Origin of the sequence: Paenibacillus nitricinens (assembly GCF_052056485.1) — a bacterium.
GTDB classification, from domain to species: Bacteria; Bacillota; Bacilli; order Paenibacillales; family Paenibacillaceae; genus Paenibacillus_AQ; species Paenibacillus_AQ nitricinens.
The window spans coordinates 768,569-791,552 of the sequence record NZ_CP183948.1; the positions used below are offsets into that span (position 1 = coordinate 768,569).

Genomic DNA, 22,984 nt, shown 5'->3' on the forward strand with positions numbered 1-22,984 from the left:
TGGGAGGATCATATTCTAATGGATATTTTAGTGGTTGGCGGTGGTGGCCGGGAACATGCGATAATCTGGAGTCTTTCCCAAAGCCCCAAAGCAGGTGAAATCTATTGCGCACCCGGCAACGCCGGGATTGCGCAGTTAGCCGAATGTGTGCCGATCGGAGTCTTTGAGTTCGATCGTCTGACGGCTTTTGCGAAAGAGAAGGAAGTAGGTCTTGTTGTCATCGGGCCAGATGATCCGCTCGCTGCTGGGATTGTGGACGCTTTTGAAGCACAGGATATTCCTGTGTTTGGCCCACGCAAGAATGCGGCGGAGATCGAAGGCAGTAAAACCTTTATGAAGGATCTTCTGCATAAATATAATATTCCGACAGCAGCCTATGAGAAATTCGACGACTATGAAGCTGCGCTAGCTTATTTGCGGGAACAGCCGCTTCCGATCGTAATCAAGGCAGATGGGCTGGCAGCAGGCAAAGGCGTGACAGTAGCTTATTCTCGGGAAGAAGCTGAGCTAGCGCTCGCTGATATTATGGTCACTAAGGTATTCGGTGAAGCAGGCGCTCAGGTTGTTATTGAGGAATTTCTAGCTGGACAGGAAATGTCGATTTTGGCATTTGTCGATGGAGAAACGGTACGTCCTATGGCTGCTGCTCAGGATCATAAGCCGGTATTTGATGGAGATAAAGGTCCTAATACCGGTGGAATGGGTACCTATTCGCCTTTACCACATATTGATGAGGCCATTATCCAAGAAGCGATTGAGACTATCATTAAGCCGACAGCAAAAGCCATGGTGGACGAAGGTCGTCCTTTCAGCGGTGTACTGTTTGCGGGACTGATGATTTCTCCAGAGGGGAAACCGAAGACGATTGAATTTAATGCCCGTTTCGGTGATCCTGAGACACAAGTCGTGTTGCCTAGACTCAAGAGTGACTTGCTAGAAATCTTTCTGGCAGTCACAGAGGGCAGACTTACAGATATCGACATTGAATGGAGCGACGAAGCGGCTGTATGCGTAGTTCTCGCTTCGGGAGGATATCCAGGTCCTTATCCAAAGGGTGTATCCATTGAAGGTCTTGAAGACAGCCAAGGAGGGCTAATCTTCCATGCTGGTACGGCGCGTGGTGAAGACGGAAGCTGGGTGACGAATGGTGGTCGGGTACTAGGCGTGGTAGGCCTAGGTGCTACGATTGCTGAAGCTCGTGCTGTAGCATACGCTAGGGCAGAAGGAATCACTTTTTCCGGGAAACAAAATCGTACTGATATCGCTATGAAGGCATTGGTATAAGGATAAAGAACTGTATCTAGCATTTTTTTGCGCTTTAAGTCCTAAAAAAGGACTGACAAGTGATAGAAGAAGTGCTATAATACTACACGTACGGGGGAAAATGTGCGGATATATACAGATAAGGGCCTTTCCGATCATGGGAAGGCCCTTTTAAATCGGAGTCCTTCAGACTTTGTGCAGTAACCTTATAAAGGATGCCTCGTGCCTGGAAATGATGATACTTATAGTGCATACTAGCGATTACGCTTATGGCGAATGGCTACTCACAGATTTAAGGAGGAATTCGTTTTGAGTAAGATTGGAAGAAATGACTTGTGTCCTTGCGGAAGCGGGAAAAAATATAAGAAATGCTGTCTTGGTAAAGAAACTTCTGCCGTAGAGTCCATCATGCAGCTTGTAAACAAGGAAGAAGCAGCAGCTAGCGAGACTGTGGCTGAGAAACAGGAACCCGTTGCACAACCTGAAGTGAAGCTTACTCTTGCTACGCTTAGAAAAAAAGTGACACGTGATCTGAATTGGGAGCATCCGGCACATGAACAACTGGCGCTGCACCTTATTGAGAGCATGAGAGAAAGCTATGATAGAGAGCTTATTTGGGAAGCTTTAGTTCTGTGGAATGGTTATTCCCGTAAGACTAAGCCTGCTGTGAAGAAAATGGGCTCTTTCTGCGCGGCGATCGAATTTATTTTGTCTGAAGAATATGGCTTCTCCCTAACACAAGCGGATCTTGCTACCAAACATGAGGTTACTACGCCTACCATCTCTAGAAAAGTTAAAGAGATGCTCAATTACATTGAGGAATATGGCATGGGTGGTGCGGAAGAAGAATTACTTTTGCTGAACATCTCAGGCAGTCCGAAGGATCAGGAGCAAGCACTATTACAAAAGGCTATGCAAACCAATTCATCCAACCGCCGGATACAGTTAGCTGAAGCCGCATTAGAGGTTTATCCGGACAGTCCGGATGCTTATCTCATTTTGGCTGAGGAAGCAGAGAATGAAGCAGATGCTCGTGCTTTCCTGAAAGCAGGGATGGAAGCGGGTGCGCGTGAGCTGGGAGAAGCTTTTTTTGCAGAGAATAAAGGACATTTCTGGGGCCTCCACGAGACGCGTCCATACATTCGAATCTGTAAAAGCTACGCTGACTCCTGCTGGTTTAGCGGAAATGCTGAAGAAGCACAAAAAGTACTTGAGCACATTCTTGAGTTGAATCCTGAAGATAACACTGGTGCGCGTTACCTTCTAACGGCTGCGTATCTCTACACCAACAAGCTCAAGAAGACAGAAAATGTTCTGGAGAAGTTTGGTAATGATGCAGCGGCGACAGTAGCTTACGACCGTATGGTCTTAGAATATAAGAAGAATGGGATTACGTCCCAACTGAAAATGTTGTACCGCGTAGCGCGGAATGTGAACAAGCATGTGCCTGATTATTTGTTAGGGCTCAAAAGATTGCCGCATAATCTTCCGGATTTTGTGGGGATGGGCGACGCTAATGAAGCTATCGAATATGTGATTGTACACTCACGTTTGTGGACAAGCCTACCTGATCTATTGAAGTGGATGCTGAAGCAACAGGATTAGTAGAATTCAGATCTTGGACGTACATGAACTTAAGAGACTATAGGAGATTCCTGTAGTCTCTTTTTAATATAAAAAAGTATAAGATTTGAATTAATAATTGTATTGTGTACAGCGGACAATGCTTGAAAAAATGTCTTTGGGAGAGTATGTTTACAAGAAGTAGAATGAATAGATGATAGTGAGGCGAGAGGGTTATGAGAGAAGAGGAAGACCGAATCGTAGGAATGGAAGATATCGTACGGGCTCATCACGTACTGCGGGAGGTCATCATCCGGACTCCACTACAGCGTGACGCCGTACTATCGGCCAAGTATGATTGCGATGTGTATTTGAAGCGTGAGGATTTGCAAATTGTGCGCTCCTTCAAAATTCGCGGAGCTTATAATATGATTCGTAGTTTGTCAGCAGAAGATAGAGCCAAAGGCATTGTCTGTGCGAGTGCAGGAAATCATGCGCAAGGTGTAGCCTATTCCTGTAAGGCGCTTGGAATTAAGGGCAAGATCTATATGCCAACCACGACACCTAACCAGAAGATCAAACAAGTTCGGAAATTCGGCGGTGAGTTCGTTGAAGTCATCCTGAAGGGCGATACCTTCGATGATGCTTATGATGAAGCGCTGCAAGCTTGTATAGACCATAGTATGACGTTGATCCACCCGTTTGATGAGCCGAGAATTATTGCAGGCAATGGAACGATAGCTATGGAAGTAATGGAGAATCTGGACCATCCTGCAGATTTCATGTTCGTAACGATTGGTGGGGGCGGTCTGGCAGCAGGAATAGCCACTTATGTGAAGACGGTGAGTCCATCCACTAAGTTGATTGGTGTGGAACCGCTTGGTGCTGCTTCAATGACTGAAGCGATCAAACTTGGAGAAGTGGTAACGCTAAAAGAAATTAACAAGTTCGTGGACGGAGCGGCTGTAAAGCGCGTTGGCGGACTGACTTATGATATTTGTTCCCGGCATCTGGATGATATCGTGATGGTGCCTGAAGGCAAGGCTTGTACCACCATTCTGGAGCTGTATAACGAGAATGCTATAGTGGTTGAGCCGGCAGGTTCCTTACCTATTGCAGCACTAGATCAATACCGTGATCAAATCCGCGGGAAGACGGTCGTATGTATCATCAGTGGTGGTAACAACGATATTGACCGTATGCAGGAGATCAAAGAGCGGTCACTGATTTACGAAGGTTTAAAGCACTACTTCATGGTGAACTTTCCACAACGGGCAGGTGCCCTGCGTGAGTTCTTGGACGAAATCCTCGGTCCAGAGGATGATATTACCCGTTTCGAGTACATCAAGAAGCATGATAAAGAGAATGGCCCCGCGCTTGTAGGCATAGAGCTATTGTCCATTGAGGCTTATGAACCACTTATCGAACGGATGCAGCAGAAGGGTGTAGATTATGTAGAAATCAATAAGGATTCCAATCTCTTTAACATCCTTATTTAATTTCTTTCATCACTTTAATCATTTCGTTAATGAACATAGAAAGGCCCGTCCCGGAATGAATGGGGACGGGCCTTTTGTATATCATACTAGAGAGGTAATTCAGTCTTACGGTATTGTTCGACTTCATCTGTTAATTTATAATCTTTGTCTTTCATCAATTTCATGAAGCCATCTAGTTTCTGCAGGAATGGGCTGTTGTCTTTATTCTTGGTGAGAATGCTAGAGTAGGCTTTCTGCGCCTCCAAGTCCATTTCAAGATTGTCATAATGGAAAAGGGGCGTGTTATTCTGGCCGTAAAACGTATTGTTAACATAGATAGAATATAAGGATTTCACAGCTGAAATTCGGTTCGATTTCGGATGATTTTGAATAAATTGCTCTTGAGACAGTGCTCGTGCAGCTACATCGGTCCAACCAATGACCAGCCCGTTATCCTTGGAGGAGGGCAGATCAGATTCCGTAGCCATAATGGATAGATACGCGCTGATATCGTCAGTGACATAAAGCTTATATTTGCGGTAAGCCTCATAATCGATCACCGGAAAAAAAGTGCCTTCCGCGGTCTCCAGTTTATATCCATTTTCGCTGGCACTCTTTAGCAGTGTGCGCAGAGTGAGGTCTTCTGTGGCATCAGCAAGGGTCTTCATGCTAGCGCCAGCCTTATAGATGGCGGTGAGCTTCCGCTGGACATTGCTGGTACTGAATTTGCTCTCCCACGCCGGAAGCGCTGCCTTGTGCAAATTCTCAAGCTTCAGTGTCATTATCGTGGCACGATACGAACCTACCGCATACATATTGGCGTTCAAATATTTAATAGCTTCGGGTAACTTATTAGAGGAAGATAACAGCGGCAATGCAGCTTTATAGATAGCCTCCGCATGATTATTGCTTGCTGTCATAGGATTTGCTTTAGCGCCTCCCACAGGAGGGCTGGCAGCGCCTTCAGCTTGAATCGTTCCTATAGGTACAGCGCCTAATCCCAATGTTACTGCTAGAACAGAATAGAAAATATATTGCTTCTTATTCATGAAAGATCCCCCTGTCTATCGGATGAAGTACGGGTGGAGCATGACTACTATTTTTTGAAAAATATAAATTTTAGTCCAATGGCCCCGATCAGGGAAACAATTAAGCTTACCCACGGGGATAAGGTGATGACCGGAAATAACCGGTCGAGGTACAAGCCAATGAATACGGCAACTACGGCGATTCCGATATAGACGCCAAGGCCCTTGATATCAAAGGGTTGGGCTTTAGGTGCATCCCCCTCAGACAAGGAGGTTAACCATTTCATAATAAGTTCGATTAAGATAATGGAACCTGCCCCCACAGCGAAGAGTGTGAAGAGGCTAATCTGTCCGAACATCCCGGGTGAACCGTTAGTCCATTGCAAGAAAAGTCCACCTATAGCTAAGATCCCGAACAAACAGGTTAGAGCCGCGCAGGGAATCATCAAGTAATAGTTCCATTTGCTGCGCGCTGGGCGTGTGGGAACGCTGTCTATGATCTCTTTAAAATAATCATCCGGATTCTCGCCAAACACCTGTTTAGCGTTTTTACCTTTTTTTTGTTCTTTCAGAAGCAGCTTGGCTGCATCCAGTAAAAGTTCTTCAACGCGGAGAGCTTCTACCCTACTGGCCCGCATCGTTAGGATCATATCTTCAAAATAGGATCGATTGAAAGGCGTCATCTGCTCGCGCAGGGCGTTATTTTCCTTAATCATATCTTTCACTTTCATAATAGGGATGTAAACCTCCAGTAGTGTTAATCGGTATAGTCTTTAACCTAGAGTATACGTTTGCCTGATAGGTCTGCGCAAGGACAAGCATTTCTATTTTCCTATGCATAATCCTTTTATAAGAGTGAACACTGATAATGTTGTTGCTTGATCAATATAGCTTTGGGAAAGGTTGGGAGCTTTATGGAACATGAGAACAAGAAGGAACAGGGAACAGTCATGGGCAACGGTTCTGAGCCTACGCCCAATCATTCAATGGGGGATTGGGGCGGATCCGATGGATTCAGCATGTGGAATTCCACGGAAGAACCTGCAGCAGAGGGCCTGAGTAAGGATTGGGAAGGCAGTCAAGAAACCCATGAGATGTTTAACAACAGCTATGATTGATTGACGACCCTGGAAGCTCATCTTGTGATTGAAAAAAAACAGCCAGTCTCCATTATTGTGGAGACTGGCTGTTTGACGTTCCGCTTTATACGCCGAATTTGCTCTTGCAAATTACTAGGATCTGTCCCGTTCCTGTTGACAATATGAACGAATTCTTTATAATAAGAATATAATTCACACTAAGTTAATCGGAATTCTAATAAATTAAAATAATGATTAAATATAGGAGGTTACGGCAATGGAGCGGAATATTGTAATCCGGCATAACGGCGAAGAATTGACAGCGAGCATCCATTATCCGAGTAAAGAGAAGGGAACTTCCACACGTTGCAAGGACAGATTGCCATTAGCTGTAATCTGCCATGGATTTGTGGGTAACCGGATTGGAGTCGATCGGATCTTTGTCAAAGCAGCGCGTGAGCTGGCGCAAGACGGGTATATGGTCATTCGATTTGATTATGCGGGCTGCGGAGAGAGCAGCGGTAATTACGGCGGGGAGGATATGGAGTCGATGATTGCTCAGACTAGAGCGGTGCTCGATTACGGAATTAGCTCTGCCGATGTGGATCCACAGCGTGTGACGCTTATTGGCCACAGTTTGGGTGGGGCGGTTGCGCTTCTGACAAGTATTCGTGATCGCCGTGTGAAGAATCTCGTGCTGTGGGCCTCCGTAGGTTACCCCTTCAATGATATTGTGAAGATTGTAGGGCGGGAGGCGTATGATCGATCGGTGAAGAATGGATCAGCGGATTACGTGGGCTACTCATTCACACCGGTATATTTTAATTCTTTGGCGGCCTTCCAGCCTTTCCAAGAGGCTAGTAAATTCAGCGGTGATGTGCTCGTCATTCATGGTACGTCTGACGATGTCATCCCCGTGGATTATGCATTCCTTTATCAGAAATTATTCTGGACGCGTCCAGAGGGACGATGCGATAAAGAGATCATTTTCCAAGGTGATCATACCTTTTCGTCTGGTCCGGCACAGCAGCAACTGCTTAAGCGGACAAGAGAGTGGATGAACGAGCAGGAGCATGTGCAGACAGAATGGCAAAATTGGATGATATAGGTGATGGACTTTACTCGCAATAACTTGAAATTAGCGGTAAAATAAAGATGCACACCATATACTGGGTTATGGAGGTTGGCATCCTATGAAATTACCGTCATTTTTTATCGCGCACGGTTCTCCGCTCCTCGCACTGGAGGATAACGAGTATACCCGTTTTCTGGAGCGGCTTGGTCAAGAACTAGAAGCACCACGGGGTATAGTAGTATTCTCAGCGCACTGGGATAGCCCAGAACAGCTACTCACCATGGATGAGAAGCACGAGACTCAACATGACTTCTACGGATTCCCTGAAGAAATGTATACGCTGACCTATCCAGCCCCAGGTGATCCTGCTCTAACCAAGCGGATTTCCGAGCTCTTTAAGGGTAACAATCTTTCACATCAGCCCGTTCAGGGGCGAGGACTCGATCACGGAGTCTGGGTAATACTGAAAAAAATGTTTCCGAAAGCCGATATTCCGGTAGTCGCTTTATCCGTCGATTCACTGCGTTCTCCCAAGGAACAGTACAATATCGGCCGGATGTTAGCTCCTCTGCGTGATGAAGGCATACTGCTGATAGGAAGCGGTGGACTTGTTCACAATTTACGGATGCTTAATGAAAGTGATCAGCCTGAAGAGTGGGCGCTTGCATTCGATGCGTGGATTGCCAAGGGATTAGAATCTTGGGATTTACCTTCACTGTTTGCTTATGAGAAAAAAGCTCCGCATGTTCGAGATGCGGTCCCATCTTACGGTAGAGAGCATTTCGCACCTCTCTTTTATGCGATGGGAACAGCGGACGGTAGCAGGAAGGCAGAGCGTATATTTCAAGCGTATCAATATGGGACATTAAGCCTCAATTGCTGGAAGCTAGACTAAATGGATAAGATACACGCAGGGTGCAGCCGGAGATCGGCTGTGCCCTTTTTTAATGCAAGCGGATCAAGACAAATGGGACGGGCTGTGATTAAATGGAAGAAACCAATTAAGATACATAAAACGTTTTAGGAGGAACTACAAGCTTATGAAAGTAAATTGCTCTTCTTCCCGTCTGTTATCTGCCATTGTACTGAGTACCCTATTGCTCTCCGCTTGCGGAACAGAGAGTGCAAATAATGTAATTACACCGACTCAGCAGCCTACCTCTGATCCCGCCCCTATTGAAACGATTCAACCATCGCCAACTCCAGATCCATCTGCTGAACTGATTTCCGGTTTAACAGGTCTTCCGGTTTCTGAAGACAGTCTCCCACGTCCCTTGGCCGTTATGATTAATAATGCTCCAGCTGCCCGGCCACAGTCGGGGGTGAGTGAAGCGGATATTTTATATGAGGTCCTTGCTGAAGGTGGCATTACGCGGCTGATTGGTATTTTTCAAAGTCATACTGGAGTGGTCAAAATCGGACCGATCCGCAGTATCCGCCCTTATCTGCTAGATATAGGTGAGAGCTATGGTGGTGTGACCGTGCATGCAGGGGGGAGCCCCGCGGCGTATGCCATTTTGCAAAAAGAGAAAAAAGCAGACATGGACGAGATTGGTCGTGCCGGAGCCTATTTCTGGCGGGACAAAGCACGTAAAGCCCCTCATAATCTCTACAGCAATGCAGCGAAGCTGCGGGAAGGTGCCGAGAAGCTGGGTTATGAGAAAAGTGTGAAGGTGCCAGGGTATCTTTTTAACAATCCAGACTACATACCGCCAGGCGGAGAACAGGCCGCTGAGTTTAGTGTAAACTTCTTACTTAAAAGCTATAAAATTGACTATAAATACGATACTCAGCTCCAGACCTATCAGCGTTACGTGAATGGCAAACCGCATATGGATCTGAATAACAATAAGCCGGTAGAAGCTGCAAATGTGCTGGTGATGGGATCCGATCATAAGGTACTTGATGATGTTGGGAGACTTCAGGTGGACGTGGAGCTTGGCGGAGAAGCACTGCTTTTTCAGCGGGGGCAGGTCACGAAGGGCAGATGGTCGCGTGAGCCAGGTGATGTGATCCGGTTTGTGAAGGATGGTAAAGAAGAGCTGATGTATCCAGGAATCACCCATATTTTGGTCGTCCCTAATGCACCTTCATTTAGCAGTCATTTGGTATACGGAGGGGCAGATAGTGCAACCTAAGAAAGCCGGAATATCCAGTGTTATACAGATTTGTATTCGTAATTCTGGGTAAGTGTAAATAGAGTGTAAAAAAGTTCATTTCTATAGCTTCTATACCTTCTTTGGATATGTTAAGATAACAAGGGTTGTCATTCATTTTCATGCTTTTTACATATGGGTGGCTCTGTACTCACGGTAATATTATGTAAAGGGGTTTAAAACAATGAAGTTGAGAAAAAAGGACATATTCTTTGAGACGCTAGAAAATATGGCGGATACCATTGTCCAAGCTGCAGATTATTTTGCTCAGAATATCACTGATCTCCAGAATAATGTCGATAATTTCGCTGCAGAGATGAAGAAGTACGAATCCCAATGTGATACTTACACGCACACCGTAATTAAGGAATTGAACAAGACGTTCATTACGCCACTTGAGCGTGACGACATTATGGACTTGATTACAAGCATGGATGATGTCATTGATGGCTTGGAGGCATCTGCCTCACGTTTCTATATGTACAACCTGCTCGACCCGGATGAATACATTGTGCAATTCGCCGAAATTCTTCGCCAATGCGCCTATGAAATTCAAAAAGCAGTTCATTTGCTCTCCCAGAAGAAGCTGCTGGCCATTCGTGAATATACGATCCGTCTGAATGACCTTGAGAATCAAGGGGACGAAGTCCTTCGTATTTGTACCAAAGCTCTATTTGAAACCGTTAAGGACCCGATTGAGCTGATTAAGCGCAAGGAATTATATGAGCGACTCGAGACCACTACAGATAAATGTGAAGATGTAGCCAACATGTTGGAATCGATCATCATGCGCAACTCATAAGGGGTACTAGAATATGGAAACATCGATATGGATTCTTGGATTTGTTATATTTCTCGCGCTTGCGTTTGACTTTATTAATGGTTTCCATGATACGGCCAACGCAATTGCTACCTCTGTCTCTACACGTGCTTTAAAACCTCGTACAGCTATTATTATGGCAGCTACGATGAACTTTGTCGGAGCCTTGATGTTTACTGGTGTAGCCAAGAAAATTGGCGGAAGCATCACAGATCCCACGTTGCTGGAAAATGGTCTAGATATCATAATAGCCACGCTGATTGCTGCGATTATTTGGAATTTGATTACCTGGTGGCTCGGAATTCCGTCCTCCTCCTCTCATGCACTGATCGGCGCTTTAGCTGGTGCAGTATATGTGGGTGCAGGTTCGTCGCATATTAACTGGGGCGGTTTCGTTGAAATTGTCGAGGGGTTAATTTTCTCCCCACTGATTGCATTTGTTATCGGTTATATTATCATGACGATCCTGAAATGGATTTTTGCAAAGCGTAGTCCACATACGGTCAACAAGGGCTTCCGTTCCATGCAGGTTGTGACGGCAGCATTACAGTCGTTTACTCATGGTACGAATGATGCGCAGAAGGCGATGGGGATCATTACCTTTGCCCTAGTTACATCAGGACGCCAAGAGTCTATGGATGTAATCCCTCTATGGGTTAAGATTGCTGCGGCTACGGCTATGGCACTCGGTACCTCCATTGGTGGCTGGAAGATTATCAAGACCATGGGTACGAAGATTTTCAAAATCGAGCCGATCAACGGCTTCGCGGCTGATATTTCCGCGGCTTCCGTTATTTTCTCAGCAACACTGCTGCATTTGCCAGTCAGCTCGACACATGCGATCACTTCAGCGATCCTGGGTGTTGGCTCCGCAAAACGGTTCTCTGCTGTGAAATGGGGAGTAGCTGGACGTATTGTAGTCACTTGGTTTATTACGATTCCAATCAGTGCGGTATTAGCTGGTCTGATTTTCAAAATCATTTTTTAAATCCCTTTAATAAAAAGATGTCAGTTAGCCTTTGGCTGCGGACATCTTTTTTTGTTATATGGGTGAGGGAAGTTCGACCACGCATGATTCGATCCTCCCCCAGTGGGGGGGGACTGATGGGGGGATGGATGAAAGAATGGCTGGACAGACTGACACAGACAGACAGAGACAGAGACAGACAGACTCTCTTGCTCCAGCGCTCGGCTCTTCCTCAACGGGGAAAGAACGGTATAAATCCCGCAGAAATGGCGGAATTGGGCGTCTGAGGAGGAAATAGCGGTAGAAATCCCGTAGAATTAGCTGAATTATGCGGAAGAAGCAGTAAGAGGGGCATAAATGCCTCGGAATTCGTGAAATAGCGTCGAATGAGTAGAAAGCAGGGCATAAATGCTTCGGAATTAGCGAAATAGTGTCGAATGAGTAGAAAGCAGGGCATAAATGCCTCGGAATTCGTGAAATAGTGTCAATTGAGTAGAAAGCAGGGCATAAATGCCTCGGATTAGCAGAGTCTAGCTTATACAGATGAGAGTGTTTAAATAAAGATAGGGTAAGGTGTATTTGAGCGGATGTCTGTCGTAGCTTTTTGTGCATCTGTCGAATTTAAGCGGCGGGTTAGAATTTAAACTAACTAATCATTAAACAATCACTCGATACGATTTGACTAAGTTCGGTGACAACCCAACCCTATTTTTTTTATCCATCCTTTCCTCACCATCTGAGAAGCATCGTTATATACACTATGAGCCGACTGATCAAAGGCGAGAAGAAGAAGATGAATGACACTTATTAATAAATGATTAGATCTTTTACCTATAAACCATAAATAGGATCAAAGTGGAAACTGAGATACAAAAATAAGTGTGCGCGAGGCCATAATCAGATATCCGACAAAGTTAAGCCGGTGTAGTTAAGCCCGAATAATTAGTGTTAAACCTCAGTACTCCTTACAACCAAACGTTTCGTAAAATGGCGGTAATTCACGATAGCTTAGCTATTGTTGCGATTATGGCACTGGCATTGGTAGCTGGTAGAGGAGAGAAATGAGATCGCAGGAACAATTGGAAGGGTATTAGAAAAAAATGAACCTAGGAACAAAAGGAAGGAATGGGACACTAAAGAGTAATGGAACCTCAGAGCTACGATTCTCCGGCTGAGATTTTTTTGTTATTTTTGGAAGACTCCTCTTCTTACGGTACAATAGATGCGTGGAAGAAGATGAAGCGGAGGAACATTTATGATACATACACTTGCGGTGACGCATACTGGTGAGGTACTGACAGACATACCTTTGCAGGATATCCGGCGGGAGGATTATGCATGGATATGGGCAGACTTTGCTACACCTACGGCAGAGGAGACGCTGCTGTTGGATCACTACTTTCATTTTCACCCTTTGGCGATTGAGGATTGTATGCATGTACTACAGCGGCCGAAGCTGGATCATTATGAGGAAGTACAGTTTTTTGTGCTGCATGCGCTGAATGAAGAGACGCTGGATGCTGAAGAAATTGACCTTTTTTTGAGCGCAAATTACCTCGTGTCCTATCATCATCAGGAAAAAACAGAGATGAATGAAGCTTGGGAACAAGTGAAGCGTGAAATACATAGTCGTAAAGGCTGGTCAGGTGGTCCGATGGCGGCTGCATATACAGTAATGGACAAGCTGGTAGATAAGTATTTTCCGTGCCTATACAGTTTAGAAGACGAGCTTGCGGATCTGGAGAGCAATGGCAGCAGTGAGTCGGTGGAGGATTTGATGAGCCAAGTGTTTGGTTTGCGCGGAAGGCTGCTCAAGATGCGGCGGACGATTGTGCCAATGCGCGATTTGATGTACCGGATTTTGAATTCGCAGCATGTCCAGAGCAACGGCGAGGAACGGATTTATTTTGGCGATATCTATGACCATTTGTTAAAACTGTCCGATATGATTGAGGCGGATCGAGAAATGACTGCGGACCTACGTGATAGCTACATATCTCTTAACTCTAACCGGATGAATTCGATCATGAAAACACTAACAGTAATCACTACCGTATTCATGCCGCTGACGCTGATTGCCGGAATTTATGGGATGAATTTCGTGGTGATGCCTGAACTCGAATGGAAGTATGGATATTTTGGCGTTCTGCTATTTATGCTGGTGGTGGGTGTTAGTATGTTCAGATGGTTCCGGCGTAGTGGATGGTTTAAGTGAAAAATAAAACGTCACCGCTATTTGCGGCGACGTTTTCCGGTAGAGGGAGTAGAGCGCCGGCGTGTGGTTGTAGTGGATTTGCGGCGGGTTGAGGTGGAACGTCTTTTTTTGCGTCGGTTAGGGCTGTACAGCGCTGCATCCTCTTCGGCAGCTAGTGCACCTGAGGAGCCTTTGTTTTTGCCGAAGTTACCCATAAAAAGCTTAACCATCGGAGCCATCTGCTGGAAGCCGGACATCACCTTCTGCACCTTACCCATGGAGTTTACGATCCCGTCAATACCGCCCATTCGGTCGATGATACCTTTGATTTGCTCCATATTCCCACCGATTCCGCCACCGCCGCCTAAACCGCCCAAGCCGCTAAGCAATCCGGCAAGCCCGCCGCTTGCCTTAGTCGTAGCTTCAGCAGCAGGAAGCGCTAGCGCAGTTTCGGTGGCTGCTTCTGCTCCTAAAGCGGGAAGGATTCCGCTCTCTCCTGGGGGGGATGAAGGCGAATATGGACTGAGCCCGGGGTAAGCAGATGCATTATAAGTATCGGTCAATGAACGCTGGTTTCGGCGGGAATGATTATAGTAATGATCAGGCATAATATCACATTCCTTTGTTAGTGGTCTGCTATACTGTATGTCATGGGCGAACATACGGTATAGACGAATGCCCGGGTTACCCGTGATAGGAGCGGAAAAGGGCGAATGCCTATAATCGTCCTTAAGAAGTGAAAAAAGCGTGTACAAGCTTGATTTTCGGCGCTTATGTAGTACTATAGTGTAGGTGCTATTTCTTATGCAGGAAGAAACAAACGCGGTTGGGTACATATTGAGTGTGCGCCGTGGGTGGACGTTTGTCCATCGATTTCACTCTTTACAGCGTGAAATCGTTAATGCTTGAAAAATGCGCTCCAGTGCAATATAGTAAAGGCAGGATAGTCGCATGAGGTTTATGTTTCCGGAGCTAGTTTTGTACGGAGCTTAATTAGAGAAACTAATGCTGATAGAACTTTTAGGGGATGAAAAGCTGATGCAACTTAAGAAGTTGAATGATAAAAGTATCGACCAATTATTTGAAGCTATTTTAACGTTAAAAAATATGGAAGAATGTTACGTGTTCTTTGATGATCTGTGCACTGTGAACGAGATTCAATCGTTGTCGCAGCGACTGGAAGTAGCGCGTATGCTTGGCAAAGGCTCCACCTACAACCAGATCGAAGCAGAGACGGGTGCAAGCACAGCTACGATTTCCCGTGTAAAACGTTGCCTGAACTACGGTAATGACGGTTATAAATTAACGCTGGAACGTTTGGGACGTTAATTTATGGTACCGGGCGTACTTATTATCAGTCACGGCTCTCGCGACGAGGCTTGGGTATCGATTGTAGAGGAAGCCGTAAGCGGATTGTCGCTAGGTGAAAAGATTCCTGTTGTGGTCTCTTTTTTAGAGCTGGTAGAGGGCCGTCTGATTCAAGATGGAATAAATGAGCTGGAACACGCAGGGGTCACAGATATTATTGTGATCCCATTGTTCGTTTCCTCAGGAAGTACACATGTCGATGAGATAGAATATGCACTAGGCGCCAAACCTGAGCCTGAACGTGAGACGGATTTAGCGCTGTTCTCAGTGAAGGCTAAAGTTCACTATGGTTATCCTATCGACGATGATCCGGACATCGCTGTAATGATTTGGGACAAGCTACGTGAGCTGTCTACGGAACCGAAGCGAGAGACGATTTTGCTTGTGGGGCATGGCAGTGTATATGATGGTTTCCGGCAGCGCTGGGAGCAGGGCATATCTTCGCTGGCGGGACGTGTCCGTGAGGTGAGTGGCGTAGCGGCGGCCGACTATGCTCTGCTGAGTCCGGATAGTGTAAGAAGCAAGGTAGAGTATTGGCAGGAGCAGGGTCACGAGGTACTGGTGGCGCCGCTTTTTTTGAGTGAAGGCTATTTTACTAAGCATGTGGTTCCGAACAGACTAAAAGGGTTAACCTATAAGTATTCTGGTCAAACACTTCTGCCGCACCCCCTTCTTCCGCATTGGATGGAGAGACAGGTAGAGACACTCCTCGAACAGATTCGAATGAAACGATAAAGCACCTACCCCTGAGCACATTTAATCATAAAAAAGGGCCCAGATCCGTGGATAATACGGGATTTGCTGCATATACATATAAATATATTTTTTTGTTAAATAAAGTGTCATGAATTGCTGTATAATGGAATATTTGCATGAAAGGGCCTTTAACATTGATTGTAGTGGTCCGAATTAGGTATAATCAATTAGGTTATTCTATTATAAAAACAGGTGGCGTTCCGGTAATGAAAACTGCGAGATTGATTTATAATCCCACTTCTGGACGGGAAGAAATGAAGAAGCGGCTCGCCGATATTTTGGACCGGCTGGATATTGGTGGCATTGAAGCCACCTGCCATGCAACAACCGGAGAAGGCGATGCTATGATAGCTGCTGCAGATGCAGTAGAACGCGGTTATGACTTGATCATAGCAGCCGGTGGCGACGGCACTTTAAATGAAGTTATTAATGGTATGGCGGAGAAGCCTAATCTTCCCCCGCTCGGCGTCTTGCCGCTTGGTACTACTAATGATTTCGCACGTGCAATGGGGATCCCGAAGAACTGGGAAGATTCCTGTGATCTGATCATTCGCCAAGAGACACGTCCGATTGATATCGGCAAGGCAAATGACCGTTATTTTATTAATATAGCAGGCGGCGGTAGTCTAACCGAACTGACATATGAAGTTCCTAGTAAGCTGAAGACCATGATAGGGCAGCTTGCGTACTATCTAAAAGGTATTGAAAAAATGGTCAGCCTGTCACCTCAGGAATTAATCATTCGTGCCAATGGCCAAGAAGTTATTCATGATGAGTTCATGCTGTTCCTGATTGCAAATACGAATTCTGTTGGCGGCTTTGAAAAGCTCGCTCCCGGCGCTCGGATCGATGACGGTCTGTTAGATGTTATAGCGGTAAAAAAATGCAATCTGGCAGAGTTTGTCCGTTTGGTCAGATTGGCTCTTCGCGGTGAGCATTTGAATGATAAGAAGGTTGTTTATTTCCGCACGGATGCGATGGATGTAATCTCACCAGGGCATGTCCAATTGAACTTGGACGGTGAACTGGGTGGAGAGCTGCCAGGACGATTCCGGATTTTGCCGCAGCATTTGCGGATTTTTGCTGAGAATAACTGAGATTGATTGAAAGTAAGAGTGTGGGATTATACAGCGATGATCTTTGATCGAAGAGACTGTAAGATTTACAGTGATGGAAATGATTGAAGACATTTAATTGGGTTTATACAGCGATGATAATGAAAGAAGTGAACTATAAATAATGAGTAAACACCGCAGTGGACGCAGCACCAGCCGCCCAGTCGGCAAGGCGCCTGTCGCCGAACTGCCTGTGAATAAAAATGATGAGGTTATGCTCGATATTATCGGCATGACCCATGAAGGTGAAGGGGTAGGCCGCGTTGAAGGCTTTACCCTTTTTGTGCAGGGAGCTCTTCCCGGAGAGAAGGTCCGGGCAAAGGTGCTCAAGACCAAGAAGCAGTATGGCTACGCCAAGCTGCTGAATTTAGTAGAGGCGAGCAGCGCCCGCATCGCGGCGCCTTGTGAGATCTATGATAAGTGTGGCGGCTGCCAGCTGCAGCATATGGACTATGCCGCTCAGCTGATGTGGAAACGGCAGCTGGTGGTGGACAACCTGGAGCGGATTGGAAAGCTCCGGGTGAGTGGTGGTGGCGGAGACAGCGGAAAGAGCAAAGCGAATGAAGCTGTTGAGAGTCAGATGGACCGTGCTAACGATGGTGACATCGCGGATGGCGCTGGAGTGGCTAAGACAGAGGGCATTCTCGTCCGCCCTACACTAGGCATGGACGAGCCTTGGCGTTATCGCAACAAGGCTCAGGTGCCGATCGGCGTAACCGAAGGCGGCCTTGTGGGCGGCTTTTACGCGCGGGGAAGCCACCGGATCATCGATATGGAAACATGCTTAATTCAGCATGAAGATAACGATGACGTTGTGCGCAAGGTGAAAGGCATCGGCAGAGAACTCGGCATCTCTGCTTATAATGAAGAAACCAGCCGCGGCCTGCTGCGCCATGTCGTCGTGAAAAAGGCCTTCCGCACCGGTGAAATGATGCTCGTCCTCGTAACCAACGGTCGCGACATCCCGCACCTGGACGCCTGGCTCGGGAGCATCCGCGAACAGCTGCCAGACGTGGTCAGCATCTGCCAGAACGTCAACACTCAGCGCACGAATGTCATCTTCGGGGACGAAACCCGCGTCCTGTGGGGCAGAGACGTCATCTATGACTACATCGGCGATGTACAGTTCGCAATCTCAGCGCGTTCGTTCTATCAAGTGAACCCGGCACAGACTGAGGTGCTGTACGGAAAAACCGTAGAATACGCCGGACTGACTGGCAATGAAACGGTTATCGATGCCTATTGCGGCATCGGTACGATCTCTCTCTTTTTGGCGCAGCATGCGGCTAAGGTATACGGTGTGGAGATTGTACCGGAAGCGATTGAGGATGCCCGGGCGAATGCGAAGTTGAATGAGATGAAGAATGTAGTGTTCGAGGTTGGAGCCTCTGAAGATGTCATTCCGAATTGGAAAGAACAGGGGATAACGGCAGATGTTATCGTGGTCGATCCACCGCGTAAGGGCTGTGATCCACGGTTGTTGGAGACGATTCTAGCGATGAAGCCGGAGCGTGTGGTGTATGTGTCGTGTAATCCATCCACATTGGCAAGGGACTTGCGGGTGCTCGAAGATGGCGGGTACAGAACAGTGGAGGTAACTCCGGTGGATATGTTCCCGCATACGGTGCATGTGGAATCGGTGGCGTTGCTGGTAATGGAGTAGCTTTAAGCTACAGTTACCTGATAATTTATTAAAGGCTCAAGCTTTAAAATGCTTGAGTCTTTTTGTTTGTTTTGAGATTGTTTATTATTTTCTTGAATATCGTTAACAAACGAATTGACTGTTAATTGTTAGGGAATTATCCGATATAGTTTGTATGAAGGATAAGAAACCTTTATATATCAGTTAAAAAAATAGAAACTTTACGATAGTAGGAGAATCGCATGGAGTATAAAAGAAAGTTATTTGAAGAGTTTTTTGAACTTGAGAATTATGATATTGAAGATGAAATAATAGAAATTATTAATAGGTTTCGACAGTATAGACCAAATGAGGTTTTTTGGTTAATAAATAGTCTGATTATGGACAACACGAGATATGCTTTTGAAAATAGAGACAAACGGGTTTCTCCAAAATTGGTAAATAGATTATTTTATTTGTATAAAAAGAATTCAGTTATTAGTAGCAATATGAAAATTAAGAACAGACCCAACGAGTTAGAGTGGTTGAGGAAAAAGTTCATTAAAATAGTAAACTATTATTGTATGGAACAGTTTAATCAGAAAGAAGAGCAAGAAGATATTCATATGTCTTTACGAAATTTCCACTCCCAAAATTTTATAAATTACCATTTTGATTATCCAAATACCTCTTGGTTCCAATACCTGCGTGTTTTAGAAATCAACAGTAAAGTTATTGATGAAATTTTTATAAAAGATAATCTGACAACTCTAGAAATAGAAAAAGGTCTATTAATTTGCATTCTATATGATTTTATATATCAAGCTTGTCAACAAAATATACTTAATGACTTATTGTACGAAAAAGAGAAATATAAATTCGAAAACTTTTTGACTAGCTTTTCCATAAAACAATTTTCGCGAATTTTAAGAAGATTTGGAATTAGGGATAAAGAGTTTATTAGTAGATTTTTCCCTGTTTTAAGAAATGAAGAAGAGATAAAAGTGAGTTATCCGACTGATAAATATTATAAAGAAGAGTTCTCCATAGGGACTTGTGATAATGAAAGAATATTTTTCCCCCGCTCAAATTTTGTACTTGATGAGTTCTGGAATTATATATTAGAACGTGAAGAAATGATTGGTAGGAAAGATGAATTTGTTGAAGATTATACTATTATGTTGTTGGCAAACTTTTTTGGAGAAGAGAATATATATTATAATTTGTTCGATGAAAATGGCGCGGAACAAGATATTATTGTTCTTAGTGGAGAATATATATTGTGTTTTGAGTGCAAATCTGAAGTATTAAAAGAACCATTTAGAGATTCTAATAAGTCTGAAAAAAGAATGCAACAAAACTTTAACCGAGTTATTCAAAAAGCCTATAAGCAAGGGTGGAGGGTTAAAGATAACATTAGAAATAAAATGTGTAAGTATTACGACAATGATAAGAGAGATTCCCGAAAGATGGTATTGGATTTGAGTGAGTATGACCATACGAAAGTGATTATGGTATGTGTAACTATTAATAATTACTTAAATCTATCTAATCGTGTTAATATGTACCTTAAATTTGAAGATGATGAAAAAACCTATCCTTGGGTTATTGATATATTTAGTTTGGAGCATATCTTTAATAAAATAAGGTCTATTAATAGAGATAAGAGATACTTTATTAAGTATGTTAGGGATAGAATCAAATCTTATCTAGGTGTTCAAGCTATGGGAGCGGAAGAGTTGGAGTGCTTTGGGTATTATTTGCGTTATGGAAAATTTGATGACTCTCTAGATGGTTGGGTAATTACAAATTTAGGGAATGGGTATGCAACATTTGTTCTAGATTATATACCTAGACCGGAGATTGATTTAATGTATTTATATTTTTGGGAACTCACATCTATTACTCAACAAGATTAAGTTGAGCAAATCTCATTTTATATTAAAGCTGTACTTCCTGTCACCTCAACACATGTGGAGTCGGTGGCGTTGTTGGTGAGGGATGTAACAGTGATTCAACCCCCTTTACTTACTTGAGTTTTCCAGTGTGGTACAGAATGAAACCTTGGTGGCACAGATAGAGGAGATCAGACTTGATGTGAAATTGATGGGCAAATCTACCGGATTTGAGCCTGATGAAAAGAAGAAATCATGTAATTTGAAGTGATCCTGTCAAGTAGACATCAAATAAAAAGTAATATTTAAGCAGCCTGAGTTCGGTATCTATAGGGACTTAGGTTGTTTAGTTTTGCTTGGAAACGTGCACAGTTGTAAAAGCGAATGTATAGATAATAAAAGTACGAATAGCTTGTCCTATTTTACTCTTTGCCCCCGTCCCTAAGCATAAAGAATAAGCCTGCTGGATGGTAGTGTTTTTGCCGTCCAGGGGCTAGTTCTCCCGGCTACCATCATCTTAAAACACCTATAAAAAATAGGCCAACCAGAAGTTCCTGGCTGACCTAATAATACGAAATAAGTTTACTCTGCTACAACTTGTTTGCCTGCAATTCGGCCGAATGTGAAGATATCAGCGATGGCATTACCGCCAAGACGGTTTGCACCATGAATGACCCCTGTTACTTCACCTGCAGCGAACAACCCAGGGATGACTTCACCTTTTTCATTCAATACGCGAGTCTTCTCGTCGATCACCAATCCGCCCATTGTATGGTGAACGGATGGTACAGCTTTTTCGATGTAGTAAGGGCCTTTTTCAAGAGATTTCAATCCACCGCGATGTTTGAAATCAAGGTCTTTACCTGTTTTCGCATAATCATTTACTTTATTAATTGTTTCTTTCAAAGTGTTCACGTCAATTTTGAAGAAATCAGCCGCCTCTTCAATCGTATCGGCTTTAAAGAGCAAGCCTTGTTTAACGAGTTGATCGTATTCGTCTTGATGAACTTCGATCGTTTTACCGATATCCTCAATGCCTTGATTCCATAATTGATACGTATATCCGCCCGTCTGGGCAAGAATTGCTTTAGAAATAACGTCACGACGTTCTAATTCCTCAACGAAGCGCTTGCCTTCTTGGTTAATCAGGATCGCACCATCGAAGCGGGAGTCTGCAACCAGGGAAATAACACCTGTCTCAGGATTACAGATTGGATACGTTTGAATATTCTCCATGTTTGTCAGCTTGGCGCCAATCGTTTCTGCCATAACGATACCGTCACCTGTAGATCCTGGTGTATCGGTAGACATATATTTTTCATCCATTTTAGGGTTATACTTTTTACGCATCTCTACATTGGATCCAAAACCACCGGTAGCGATGATGATGCCTTTGTTCGCATGGAAGGTGATCTTGTCGCCAGTACCCGAAGTCGCAGTTACACCGGTTACTTTGCCGCTTTCGTCCTTCAGCAAGGTTTCGGCTTTCATATTCGTTTTGATCGTGATTTGGTCAGCGTCTGTTTTGGCTTTTAACTTGGTAATCAATTCAGAACCTGTATGACCTACAGGGATCAACGCACGTTTTCTGGAATGGCCTCCAAATTGGAACAGATGATCAGGTAAGAACTCTACCTTGATATCATCCCGCAGCCATTCGGCAGATGCTAGTGCATTGTCGGCAAGAATACGAACCATCTTAGGATCCCCGAGGTTGTCTCCGCCTTTCATCGTATCATCATAGAACAAGTCAGCCGTGTCATCAGTGATGCCAAGAGCACGTTCAACCCAGTTGTCCGGCGCATTCATCTCACCACCGGAGATCAATGTGTTGCCGCCAACAGCTGGCATTTTCTCGAGCAGAACTACATTAGCTCCAGCGCTGTTCGCTTCGATAGCCGCACTAAAGCCAGCACCTCCGGCACCGATGACGACAACATCATAGGTTTGCTCGGCTTCTTCTTTATCTTTGCTTCCACTGACTGCAGCGCCAGCGACAAGAGTAAGTCCAGACTTCGTAATTGCATCTTGAATGGCTTCTAGATATCCTTTGCTTGTAGCCGTAGATCCGCTGATGGCATCAACTTTTGCGCTGTTAGTTGCCATGACATCTTCCTTAAGCTGCGTATAAACAGGTTCTGCAAGTACTTCATTTTCCTTATGCTCTGTTACTTTAATGTCAGTGATCTTGTTATCTAATAAGGAAACTTGTACTTTAATATCTCCATGTTTACCTTGCCCAACTCCTTCAAAGACTTGAACTCCGTTTGCATCTGCAGCGGGTGCTGCATCTTTACCGCCGCAGGCAGCAAGTGTGAACATAAGACTGAGGACTAGCAGAATAGATAACAGCTTTTTCGTGTGAGTTCGCATAATATCTCCTTCATTCTGTTGTGAATTGGTTACATACACTAGGGAGAGGAAGATTTGCTAGGCAAATCCTTTATCTCTAGCCTAGACATGAATAGTATTTCATGTGAAAATATGCACAAGACCTATTATAGATTTAGTACAGCATTATGTATTTGCACAGATTAGCGTTTTTTTGTCTTTTTCGGGCATGTAAGAAACGGATATTGTGAAGGGCTATGATTACAATGAAAACA

The 22,984-nt window shown here is 44.6% G+C and carries 21 protein-coding genes; 16 read left to right on the forward strand and 5 right to left on the reverse strand.

Annotation, left to right across the window (positions count from 1 at the left end; translation table 11 throughout):
• Positions 1-18 precede the first annotated feature (18 nt).
• From purD to ilvA, 3 genes are all read left to right on the forward strand, one after another.
• Positions 19-1,284, forward strand: a complete 1,266-nt coding sequence (purD, locus tag ACN6KS_RS03460; RefSeq protein ID WP_440961349.1) for a phosphoribosylamine--glycine ligase — start codon at positions 19-21, stop codon at positions 1,282-1,284.
• Positions 1,285-1,572: 288 nt separating this feature from the next.
• Entirely contained in the window at positions 1,573-2,868 is a 1,296-nt protein-coding gene (locus ACN6KS_RS03465; protein WP_094874361.1) for an SEC-C metal-binding domain-containing protein, read from the forward strand.
• A gap of 194 nt (positions 2,869-3,062) precedes the next feature.
• A complete protein-coding gene (ilvA, locus tag ACN6KS_RS03470) occupies positions 3,063-4,325 on the forward strand; it encodes a threonine ammonia-lyase IlvA (RefSeq protein WP_094874362.1) in 1,263 nt (420 codons plus the stop codon).
• A gap of 86 nt (positions 4,326-4,411) precedes the next feature.
• Here the strand turns inward: ilvA and ACN6KS_RS03475 are convergent, their stop codons facing one another.
• Both ACN6KS_RS03475 and ACN6KS_RS03480 read right to left on the reverse strand, forming a co-directional pair.
• The gene (locus ACN6KS_RS03475; RefSeq protein ID WP_094878709.1) at positions 4,412-5,353 is read right to left on the reverse strand and encodes a hypothetical protein; all 942 of its coding nucleotides are present in this window, start codon (positions 5,351-5,353) and stop codon (positions 4,412-4,414) included.
• 47 nt (positions 5,354-5,400) lie between these two features.
• Complete coding sequence (locus ACN6KS_RS03480) at positions 5,401-6,063, reverse strand: DUF1129 family protein (protein WP_440961350.1); 663 nt, start codon at positions 6,061-6,063, stop codon at positions 5,401-5,403.
• Between the two features lie 183 nt (positions 6,064-6,246).
• On the opposite strand from ACN6KS_RS03480, the gene ACN6KS_RS03485 reads away from it, so the two are divergent.
• The 8 genes from ACN6KS_RS03485 (at position 6,247) to corA (ending at position 13,644) form a co-directional block, all read left to right on the forward strand.
• Entirely contained in the window at positions 6,247-6,450 is a 204-nt protein-coding gene (locus tag ACN6KS_RS03485; protein WP_094874365.1) for a hypothetical protein, read from the forward strand.
• A gap of 238 nt (positions 6,451-6,688) precedes the next feature.
• Complete coding sequence (locus ACN6KS_RS03490; RefSeq protein WP_042124053.1) at positions 6,689-7,519, forward strand: alpha/beta hydrolase family protein; 831 nt, start codon at positions 6,689-6,691, stop codon at positions 7,517-7,519.
• An 85-nt stretch (positions 7,520-7,604) separates the two neighbouring features.
• Positions 7,605-8,381 (forward strand): DODA-type extradiol aromatic ring-opening family dioxygenase, encoded by a 777-nt coding sequence (locus ACN6KS_RS03495; protein WP_440961351.1) that lies wholly within the window; start codon positions 7,605-7,607, stop codon positions 8,379-8,381.
• Positions 8,382-8,526: 145 nt separating this feature from the next.
• Positions 8,527-9,624, forward strand: coding sequence for a DUF3048 domain-containing protein (locus tag ACN6KS_RS03500; protein ID WP_440961352.1), 1,098 nt, complete (start codon positions 8,527-8,529; stop codon positions 9,622-9,624).
• A 202-nt stretch (positions 9,625-9,826) separates the two neighbouring features.
• Positions 9,827-10,444 carry a DUF47 domain-containing protein gene (locus ACN6KS_RS03505; protein ID WP_149647570.1) on the forward strand — a complete coding sequence of 206 codons (618 nt, stop codon included), beginning with the start codon at positions 9,827-9,829 and terminating at the stop codon, positions 10,442-10,444.
• Positions 10,445-10,457: 13 nt separating this feature from the next.
• Positions 10,458-11,450, forward strand: a complete 993-nt coding sequence (locus ACN6KS_RS03510) for an anion permease (protein ID WP_440961353.1) — start codon at positions 10,458-10,460, stop codon at positions 11,448-11,450.
• Between the two features lie 116 nt (positions 11,451-11,566).
• Positions 11,567-11,716: a hypothetical protein gene (locus tag ACN6KS_RS03515; RefSeq protein WP_440961354.1), complete on the forward strand. Its 150-nt coding sequence runs from the start codon at positions 11,567-11,569 to the stop codon at positions 11,714-11,716.
• A 968-nt stretch (positions 11,717-12,684) separates the two neighbouring features.
• Entirely contained in the window at positions 12,685-13,644 is a 960-nt protein-coding gene (gene corA, locus ACN6KS_RS03520) for a magnesium/cobalt transporter CorA (RefSeq protein ID WP_094874077.1), read from the forward strand.
• Positions 13,645-13,661: 17 nt separating this feature from the next.
• Here the strand turns inward: corA and ACN6KS_RS03525 are convergent, their stop codons facing one another.
• On the reverse strand, positions 13,662-14,231 hold the full coding sequence (locus ACN6KS_RS03525; RefSeq protein WP_440961355.1) for a tyrosine protein kinase: 570 nt from the start codon (positions 14,229-14,231) through the stop codon (positions 13,662-13,664).
• Positions 14,232-14,661: 430 nt separating this feature from the next.
• On the opposite strand from ACN6KS_RS03525, the gene ACN6KS_RS03530 reads away from it, so the two are divergent.
• From ACN6KS_RS03530 to ACN6KS_RS03550, 5 genes are all read left to right on the forward strand, one after another.
• Positions 14,662-14,952, forward strand: coding sequence for a YerC/YecD family TrpR-related protein (locus tag ACN6KS_RS03530; protein ID WP_019913624.1), 291 nt, complete (start codon positions 14,662-14,664; stop codon positions 14,950-14,952).
• A gap of 3 nt (positions 14,953-14,955) precedes the next feature.
• On the forward strand, positions 14,956-15,726 hold the full coding sequence (locus ACN6KS_RS03535; protein ID WP_280789117.1) for a sirohydrochlorin chelatase: 771 nt from the start codon (positions 14,956-14,958) through the stop codon (positions 15,724-15,726).
• 227 nt (positions 15,727-15,953) lie between these two features.
• A complete protein-coding gene (locus tag ACN6KS_RS03540; protein WP_094874080.1) occupies positions 15,954-16,844 on the forward strand; it encodes a diacylglycerol kinase in 891 nt (296 codons plus the stop codon).
• Between the two features lie 142 nt (positions 16,845-16,986).
• The gene (gene rlmD / locus ACN6KS_RS03545; RefSeq protein WP_440961356.1) at positions 16,987-18,525 is read left to right on the forward strand and encodes a 23S rRNA (uracil(1939)-C(5))-methyltransferase RlmD; all 1,539 of its coding nucleotides are present in this window, start codon (positions 16,987-16,989) and stop codon (positions 18,523-18,525) included.
• Positions 18,526-18,746: 221 nt separating this feature from the next.
• The gene (locus tag ACN6KS_RS03550) at positions 18,747-20,402 is read left to right on the forward strand and encodes a hypothetical protein (RefSeq protein WP_440961357.1); all 1,656 of its coding nucleotides are present in this window, start codon (positions 18,747-18,749) and stop codon (positions 20,400-20,402) included.
• Positions 20,403-20,683: 281 nt separating this feature from the next.
• On the opposite strand, the gene ACN6KS_RS03555 is transcribed toward ACN6KS_RS03550, so the two are convergent.
• Together ACN6KS_RS03555 and ACN6KS_RS03560 are read right to left on the reverse strand one after the other, a co-directional pair.
• Complete coding sequence (locus ACN6KS_RS03555; RefSeq protein ID WP_440962365.1) at positions 20,684-20,764, reverse strand: hypothetical protein; 81 nt, start codon at positions 20,762-20,764, stop codon at positions 20,684-20,686.
• Between the two features lie 196 nt (positions 20,765-20,960).
• The gene (locus ACN6KS_RS03560; protein WP_440961358.1) at positions 20,961-22,751 is read right to left on the reverse strand and encodes a flavocytochrome c; all 1,791 of its coding nucleotides are present in this window, start codon (positions 22,749-22,751) and stop codon (positions 20,961-20,963) included.
• Positions 22,752-22,984 lie beyond the last annotated feature (233 nt).